Source organism: Nonomuraea sp. NPDC003707 (assembly GCF_053587055.1).
The window spans coordinates 21476-29764 of sequence record NZ_JBSFNK010000074.1 but is presented as its reverse complement, the minus strand read 5'-3'; the positions used below and the strand labels follow the sequence as shown (position 1 = coordinate 29764).

The following is an 8289-nucleotide window of genomic DNA, read 5'->3' as shown; positions in this document are numbered from 1 at the left end:
TCACGATGGTCCAGCGGAAGGAAGTGCTCACTCACCAGCGGCTACCAGGCACCGAGTCTGCCTGATCAACCGACCCGGTAGCTTCCATTAGCGGAGGGGGTCGAAGTCGGCCAGGGCGGCGGGTTGCTTGCCGGTGGTGATCTGTTCGGCCAGCAGCCGTCCCGTGATCGGGCCGTGGGCCATGCCCCACATGCCGTGCCCGCCCGCCACGTAGACGGTGGGAGCCACCGTCGCGCCGATGAGCGGCCGTCCGTCCGAAGTGACGGGGCGAGGCCCTACCCAGAGGTCGGTCCGCTCCTCCCAGTGCACACCCCGCAGCAGCGGACGGGCGGACGCGATGATGGCCTCCAGCCGGGCGGGCACCTGCGGGGCGTCCGGGTCCCGGAACTCCATGGTGCCCGCCACCCGCAGCCGGCCCTGGTACGGCGTGCACGCCACACGTACGTCGGGCAGGTAGACGGGACCGGGGACGGGATGGTCGACCGGCACGGTGAAGGAGTAACCGCGGCCCGCCCGCACCGGGACGCGCACGCCCCACTCCCGGGCCAGCCGGGGCAGCCACGCGCCGGTGGCGAGCACCACCGCGTCGGCGGACAGGACGGTGCCCTTGGCCGAGCGGACGACCACCTTCCTGTCATCGGTACGCACCTCGTCGACCTCGACGGCGTACACGGTCGCGCCGCGTCGCATGACGGCCTTGCCCAGAGCGTGCACGAAAGCGCCCGGGTCGACGTAGCGCTGGCCGTCGATCCGTACCCCTGCCCTGAGCGCGTCGCCGGCGAGCGGGACGTGCTCGCTGAGCCGGTCGCCGTCCAGCACGGTGTGATCGACCCGCTGCCCGACCGCCTGGAGCCTGCGCAGCTCGCGCAGCAGCTCCTGGGCCTGGCGTGGCGTACGGAACGCGGCCGTGATCGGCGCCGCGACGACCGGGGCGGACACGCCGTCGGCGGCGAGCACCTCGTAGGCCTCGATGCATTCGTCGTTGAGCGGCACGTTGGCGCGCGCGGCGCGGGTCCAGGACCGCCAGTGGCTGTTGGCGGCGAACCCGGCCAGGAACCTCCACAGGCCCGGGTCGAGGCTCGCGGGCACGTGCAGCGGCGCGGCCGGGTTCAGCAGCGAGCGCAGGCCGTAGCGCAGGACGGCGGGCTCGTTCAGCGGGATGGCCAGGCCGGGGGCGATCCATCCGGCGTTGCCCCAGGAGGCGCCGGCCGCCACTCCCCCGCGGTCCACCACGTCGACCTGGACGCCGCGTTCCTGCAGGAACCAGGCGGTCGACAGGCCCACGATGCCCGCGCCCACCACGATCACCGATCTCGGCCAGTTGCCGTCCATGCCCAACCTCCAACGGAACGAATGACGGGGTGTCCCAGTCAGCATGGCCCTGGCGGCGACCTGCGGCGTTGTGGGCGGGCGACAATCGCGGCGCCGCCGTTGTCGATCCGGTACAACGTGTCAGTGACGGGGCTCGTCCTCCACGGCGGCCAACATGATGATCATGGCGAGGCGCTTGCGACCGTCGTTCAGGTCCAGGGGAACGACCTCGTCCATCTTGCGCAGCCGGTTGCGCACGGTGTTGGGATGCACTCCAAGCTGCTCGGCGGCCAGGGCCAGGTCGCCCTGGCTCATCAGCCAGGCCCGCAGCGTGGCCACGAAGCCCGTACCGTGACGGCTGTCGTGCCGCAGCAGCGTGCTCACCGGCCCGCGGGCCGGAGTCCGGCCGGTACGCGCCGCCGCGCGCAGCCGCCGCAGCAGAATGTCGTCCCAGGACTCGTCGTAGGCGGGCGGGACGGCGCCGGGCCTGGCGCTCTCGTGCAGCGCCAGGCACTCGTCGGCTTCCTGGCGGGCGGCGGGCAGCTCCGCGACCTCGGCGGGTGCGCTGATTCCGGCCGCGACGTGCATCTGAGCGGGCAGTTCGCGGTGGAGGGCGATGATCCACTGCCGGGCCGCGTCGGCCTGCTCGGCCGGCATGATGGTGTAGAGCGTGTCGCCGAGCAGCGCGCTGCGGCCGGGCCTGGACCAGCCGAATCCGGTGGTCGCCTGCTCGAAGGCCAGCAGCAGCGCTGCGTGCCGATCGGCGGTGTGCGCGCGGACGGCGATGACCCGCATCGGCTGCAGTGCCAGGCCCAGCCGGCTGATCATCGTCTCGGCGTCGGAGCTGCCCTCCAGCAGCCGGATGACCAGGTCCGACTCCACCTGCCGCTCCAGGTCGGCACTGGCCCGGGAACGCAGCAGGTGCAGTGCGACGGTCCGCGCGCCGTCCGCCAGCGCGCGGAGATGGGCGCCGGTCAGCGGGCGCTCGCAGGTCACCCACACCCAACCGAGCAGTTCGCGGCCGGCCCGCGCCGCCACGGCCATCCGCCCGGTCAGGCCGTGCCCGGCATCGGCGGGGATGAACACCGGCTCGTCCGTCGCAGCCAGCCGGGCGAACACCCCCTGCTGCTGGAACAGCTCGCGCAGCCGGTCGGGAACGCGCCGGGCGAGGATGGTCTCCAACCGGGCCGGGTCGCCTGCCTGCTGGGAACGGGAGTAGGCCAGCACCCGCGAGTGCCGGTCCTCGATGGTCACCGCCCCGCCGATGACGTCGGCCAGGCTGTCGGCCAGGGCGAACAGGTCGGTCGGGCCGCGCCCGGAGGCGGTCTCACGGCTCTCCAGCACCAGCCCGTACACCACGCCGGCGAGCTGGCTCCACGAGACGGCGGGATCGGCCAGCAGGACGGCCACCCCGTGCCGGTCGCCGAGCGCGGCGGCGTCCCGCTCGACGTCAGCGCCGCTTTCGGCGGGGCGGACCAGGACCGCTGTGGCTCGGGACGCGGCGGCCCACTGCACGGCCTCGGCGATCGAGGTGGTGCCGACGGCCAGGAGCAGGTCGCCGGCGGCGTGGCGGTCGGTGGCGTCGGGCATCGCCACGCTGCGCAGCCAGGCCGAGCGTGCCTCGGGGTTGCCGCACAGCCGCACGCCGTACCCGCCGAGCACGTTCACCAGGCGGTCCAATGTGATCATGTTCAACTCCGGGTCGGTGGAAGGGAGCGGGCTGCCCCGCTCCCTTCCGCAACGTGTCAGGCGGCCTCGTGCCGCCGCTGGCAGTCGATGCAGTTGCGGGCCAGCGGCCGGACCTTGAGCCGTTCGAACGGGATGGCCGCCTGGCAGCGCGCGCAGCGGCCGTAGGTGCCGACCACCAGCCTGTCGTAGGCCTGGGACAGCTCGGCGACGGCGCGCTCGGCGGCGGTGATCGAGATGACCAGCTCCTGCCACGTGCCGTCGGCGCCGCTGCCGTCCTGCTCCTGCACCCGCAGCCCGTCCAGGTGCCGCCTGCGCTGCTCCAGCTGCTGCTGCAGGTCCTGGCGCAGCGACTGGAGCTGCACGCTGCTGAGGTGTGAGGTCTCGTGGTTGTCGGTCATGATGGATGGTCCTTTCTGCGAACGGAATACGTCAGCGGGCGCGCAGGCCGAGGCCTTCGGCCAGGGCCGGCTGCAGGCACAGGCGCATCAGGCCGCGGATGGTGGCGTGCTGCGGCTGGGGCGCCACGCTGATCCGCAGCCGCAGCGCGGTGCGCAGGCGGCTCAGCAGCAGCTCCTGATGAGCGCCGCCGCCGGTGACCACCAGGCCCCGGGAGCGCGACTCGGCCGGCAGGCGGCGTAGCAGGCCCGCCGTCATCTCGACGACGCTTTCCAGCGCGTACGGCGGCAGCCCCTCGGCTGTGGTGGCGCCGAGCTGGAGGGAGACCGCGTCGACGGCGGCCCCGGCACCGATGGCCGCGGCCTCGACGATGCCCGCCCCGACGTCCAGCACCAGGCAGGGCCGGGGATCGAGGACGTCCAGGCCGACACCGACGGCGGCGGCCAGCGGCTCCTCCACCAGCGTCACCTCGCACCCGGCGATCTCGGATACCGCGGCGTGGACCGCCCGGCGATCGCCCGGCGACGCCGCGATCGGCACCCCGGCCAGGACTCGCGCCGGCGGCCGGCCGTCGTAGAGCCGGGTGTCCTGCAACACCAGGCGCACCAGCCGAACGCAGGCGCCGGGGTCGGCCACCATGCCGTGCCGGATGGGCCGCACCACATCCGCCACGCCGGAGGCTCGCCTCATGATCGCCGACGGCCGGTCGGCGATGGCGTGTCCGCTCAGCGATCGAGTACGCGCGGTGCCCAGGTCGAGCGCCACCAGGCGCCGCATCGGGCTCATCCCGCGCTCCCACGTGCCACCGGGCCGGGCTCGCGCAAGCGCTCCAGCCACAGAGATCCAACAAACGGCATGACGATGATCAGCTCCTAGCTGACGTCGAGAGAAAATAGGCGGCACGGGACAGGTGGCCCTGTCACTTCTCCTGCCATAGGGACGGTCATCAGACGTCTCCAGGCGCGACGGCACGCAGAGACCCGGCGCCGACAGACGGCGCGGGCGCGCGGTCAGACTCCGCGGCGCGCGTGGCCGCAGAGCCGAACGGGGAAGACGTCGGCTAGGTGAGCGGCGGGCTGCGCGATCCCGCGGTGCGGTGCGCCAGCTGTTGAGGATCGCGGAACGTGTCCACGATCGAGCCCGCTGACGGCAGCAGCGCCAGATGGGCGAGCTCGCCGTGGCGTTGGCCGCGCATCGGCGGCCACAGCGACAGTACGTGGTGCTCGCGGACGCCGCTCGCCTGCGGCGGCAGGCTGGACAGGTCGGCGTCCCCTCCGCCCAGGCTCCACGCCGGACCGGAGGCCGACCCCTGCACGACGACGGGTTCGCCGCTCGCTCTGCCCGAAGCGCTGGTCAGCATCAGCGACACCAGGGACAGCAGGACCAGGGCCATCACGCCGACGAGCGTGATGGACCCTTGTGGTGTTCTCCACGGTCCCGTCATACGGCCGACCATAGCCCACACCACCGGAAAAGGCATGCCAGGCCATCACCGGCGGCGTGTGCACCCGCAACCCCGCCGCTCAGATGCCCACGAGCAGCCCTCGCGGGAGCCCGCGGCCCGTGCCTTTTGGCAAGATGTCTGCCCATGACAGTCGAGGATGACCTGTTCGCCGGCTTGGACGAGATTCGCTGGGGGCGCATGCGCTGCGCCTATGGATCCGCCGCCGAGGTTCCGGGCCTGCTGCGTGACCTGGTCGACCCCGACCCCGCCGTCCGCGAGAGCGCGCTCGACGGCATCTACGGAGCGGTGCACCACCAGGGCGACGTCTATCCGTGCACGGTCGCGGCGATCCCGTTTCTGTTGCGCATCGCCGAGCGCCCGGACCTCCGCGGCCGGCCCGGTGTCGTGGAACTGCTGGCCAGCATGGGTTCGGCGGAGGATCCCACCGAACTTTCCGGGCCGTACCGGAAGGCCAACGAGGCGGTCGAGGCGGCGTACCCGCTGTGGGAACGGCTGTTGGAGGACGCGGATCCGCGGGTGCGCGGGGCGGTGCTCGAGGTGCTGCCCGCCTGCACGCGCCGGCGGCGGGCGGCGCTGACGCGGCTGCCCGGGCGCCTGGCGGAGGAGACCGACGAGGAGGTACGGCGCGCGATCGTGCGTACCGCCGGCACGCTGGCGCGGTTCGAGGAAGGCGTCGACCCCGCGCTGCGCGAGTGGCTGGCGGGGATCGTCGCGGCGGAGCCCGACCTACCGCTCCGGCTGGTGGCGCTGGCCGAGCTCACCTCGTTGCCCGGCGCGCCGGACGAGCCGCCGGTGGCCGAGGTCGACGACGCGTTGGAGATGCTCTCGGCCGTGTACGGATCAGGCACGGCAGTCACCGCGCCCGCCGGTTTCGAGACCGGCACCCTCATCGGCGCCGTACGCCGGTTACGCGAACAGGGCGACGAAGGCCGGCGGGCCCCCGGAGCAAACGCACTCGTGCGCGGCCTGAGCGCGTCCTTCGGCGACCGCGTGGACGAGCGGGTGCGTCTGCTGACGGGCCTGCTGCGCTCCCAGGACTGGGAGCGTCACCTGGACGCCCTGACCTCGGCGGGCAATCTCGTCGACGGCTGGCGCGGTGACTACCGTGAGCTGATCGGTCTGGTCGGCGAGCGGATCGGCGATGGGCACCCGCGCACGCGAGCGCGGGCGGTCGGCGTACTGGAGCATCTGGATGACCTGACCGCTCCCGCGGCGGACGCCCTGGCGGCGGCTCTGGAGTCCACGAGCCGGCGGGCCCTGCCGCACACCGAGGCGGACGCGCACCTGCCGTGGGTGATCGAATGGTCGCGCGAACTGCCCACCGTCTCGCCGGCGCTGCGGGCTCTCAGCGGGGCGGGTGACCCGCGTGCGCTGCCGATGCTGGCCTGGGCGCTCGATCGCGAGCCGATGCCGAGCGACGCCGGCGAGCTTGTGATCAGGTTCGGGCCCTGCGCGGCGCCGCTGATGCCGCTGCTCCTGTGCCGCCTGCGCGACCTGCCCGCCGACGACCCGCACGATCACCGTCGCGACAGCGTCGTCCGCGCGCTCGCCGCGATCGGCCCGGCCGCCGCCGAAGCCCTGCCCGACCTGCTCGGCGGCCCCATCACCCCGGCCGTGCTCGTGGCGCTCGCGGCGATCGCTCCCGATGCCGGGGAATGCCTGCCGGTCCTCCGCCGGGCCGCCGCCGCAGCGGACCTCGGGCTCGCGGTGCCGGCCGCCCGGGCCTTGTGGCAGGTCGACGGCTCCACAGACGCGGCCCTCGCGGTCGCGGGCCGGTGTCTCGACGACGACAGCGAGTACGCCTGGCGCGACGCGGCCGGCCTCCTGGCCGAACTGGGTCAGGCCACAAAGGCCCAGGGCACGCGGCTGCGCCGGTTGGCCCGCCGCAAGGACCCGTACGGCTGGCTCGTGCTCTCGGCCGCCCACGCGCTGTGGCGGATCACCGGCGACCCGGCCCCGGCGCTGCCGGTGCTGGAACGGGTCTGGACGACGAACGTCCACACCCGGCGCAAGGTCGCCGTGCTCTGGGCCGAGTTGGGCCCGGTCGCGGCGGACTCGGCTCCGCTGCTGACCGCCGAACTGGGCCGCGTACGCCGGCACAACGCGCGCGAGGACGGTTACAGCACCGCACAGGTCACCGAGGACGAGAGGTTGCTCGACCACTGCCGCGCGGCGCTGACCGTCGTCGGCGGGCATGCACGATGATCGCGACCGCGATGCGGCGGAGGTGAGTCGAGGCAGCAGCCCCCTCCCCCGGCATGCGGGATCAGCCCCCGATGCCGCCCTCGGGGCCCTTGGCCACGCGGGACCATAATTCGAGATCAGTGCTCACGACTCGTCTGTGTCCGCGCGTCGCGTTCGGTTCCATGTGATGGAGCGCACGCTGGTTTCATGATCGGTCAGGCGCCGGACCGCCCGTCGGAGAACGTCATCGCCTCGCGGCCGCGAGGGAGCTGGAGTCGATGACCGGCCAGATCTCGGCCACCTTGCCGTTCTCCATGCGGAAGATGACGCAGGCGCGCACCTCCAGCGGCTTGCCGGTGGGCGGGAAACCGAAGAAGTCCCCCTCGTGCGTGCCCCGTAACGTCCACCGGGTGGCCACCCGGTCGCCTTCGGCGATCAGGTCCTCGATGTCGAAGCGCAGGTCGGGCAGCGCCGAGCGGAGGTAGCGGGCGACCTGTTTGAGCGCTTCGGGGCCGGCGACCTCGCCGCCCCGGGGCGCGAAGCCGGGGCCGACGATCTCGTCGGCGGCGTCGAGGTCGCCGGCGTTGAGCACCTCGTCGTAGAAGCGCTTGATGACATCCTTCATCGTGCCGTCCTTCCGGTAGGCTAGTCACTAGAGAACCATATCTCTAGTTTTCCTAAACACTTGGAACGCTAAGGAGTTTGGATGGCGATGTCAAGGCGCGCCGAGCTCGTGGCCCAGCTGCTCGACGCGCTGCGCCGTACCAACGCGCTGTCGGTGGCGATGAGCCAGGGCGCCGCGGAGCGGATCGGCGTCAACACCACCGACCTGCACTGCCTCAACCTGCTCAGCGACGGCCCGCTGACGGCGAGCGAGCTGGCCAGGCGCGCGGGCATCACGACCGCGTCCGTCACCGGGGTGATCGACAGGCTCGAGGCGGTGGGGTACGTACGGCGCGAGCGCGACCGCGTCGACCGCCGCAAGGTCGTGGTGACGCTCCAGACCCAGGAGGCCGCGCAGGTGATCGGCCCCGTATTCGCCCCGTTCGTACGGGCGTGGCGCGGCGCCATGGACGGCTACACCGACGAGCAACTGGAGCTGATCGCCGACTTCCTGGACAGGACGGAGGGGGTCTTCCAGTCAGAGGTCGGACGCATGCGCGCCGAGTGACATCAGGGACGCAACCGGATGCGTCGAACGCCGCCGGGCGCGGGTGACCCCACACACACAGCGCGTAGAAGCG

Annotated in this window: 8 protein-coding genes; 2 read left to right on the top strand and 6 right to left on the bottom strand. The window is 72.8% G+C overall.

The features are described 5' to 3' along the window. Positions 1-87 precede the first annotated feature (87 nt). From ACWDRB_RS65165 to ACWDRB_RS65145, 5 genes are all read right to left on the bottom strand, one after another. Positions 88-1332 carry an NAD(P)/FAD-dependent oxidoreductase gene (locus tag ACWDRB_RS65165; protein WP_449912154.1) on the bottom strand — a complete coding sequence of 415 codons (1245 nt, stop codon included), beginning with the start codon at positions 1330-1332 and terminating at the stop codon, positions 88-90. A gap of 120 nt (positions 1333-1452) precedes the next feature. Beyond that, the gene (locus tag ACWDRB_RS65160) at positions 1453-3000 is read right to left on the bottom strand and encodes a PucR family transcriptional regulator (RefSeq protein WP_449912153.1); all 1548 of its coding nucleotides are present in this window, start codon (positions 2998-3000) and stop codon (positions 1453-1455) included. A gap of 56 nt (positions 3001-3056) precedes the next feature. Next, entirely contained in the window at positions 3057-3398 is a 342-nt protein-coding gene (locus tag ACWDRB_RS65155; RefSeq protein ID WP_449912151.1) for a TraR/DksA family transcriptional regulator, read from the bottom strand. 31 nt (positions 3399-3429) lie between these two features. Continuing rightward, positions 3430-4182, bottom strand: a complete 753-nt coding sequence (locus ACWDRB_RS65150; protein WP_449912149.1) for a rod shape-determining protein — start codon at positions 4180-4182, stop codon at positions 3430-3432. A 274-nt stretch (positions 4183-4456) separates the two neighbouring features. Further along, positions 4457-4840 carry a hypothetical protein gene (locus ACWDRB_RS65145; protein WP_449912147.1) on the bottom strand — a complete coding sequence of 128 codons (384 nt, stop codon included), beginning with the start codon at positions 4838-4840 and terminating at the stop codon, positions 4457-4459. 144 nt (positions 4841-4984) lie between these two features. Between ACWDRB_RS65145 and ACWDRB_RS65140 the strand changes: the two genes are divergently transcribed. Then, positions 4985-7066, top strand: coding sequence for a hypothetical protein (locus ACWDRB_RS65140; protein WP_449912145.1), 2082 nt, complete (start codon positions 4985-4987; stop codon positions 7064-7066). A gap of 223 nt (positions 7067-7289) precedes the next feature. Here ACWDRB_RS65140 and ACWDRB_RS65135 read toward each other — a convergent pair whose 3' ends face one another. Then, the gene (locus tag ACWDRB_RS65135; RefSeq protein ID WP_397367835.1) at positions 7290-7670 is read right to left on the bottom strand and encodes an ester cyclase; all 381 of its coding nucleotides are present in this window, start codon (positions 7668-7670) and stop codon (positions 7290-7292) included. 81 nt (positions 7671-7751) lie between these two features. Here ACWDRB_RS65135 and ACWDRB_RS65130 point away from each other — a divergent pair, with 81 nt between their 5' ends. Then, positions 7752-8216, top strand: coding sequence for a MarR family winged helix-turn-helix transcriptional regulator (locus ACWDRB_RS65130; protein WP_350730862.1), 465 nt, complete (start codon positions 7752-7754; stop codon positions 8214-8216). The last annotated feature ends 73 nt before the right edge of the window (positions 8217-8289 follow it).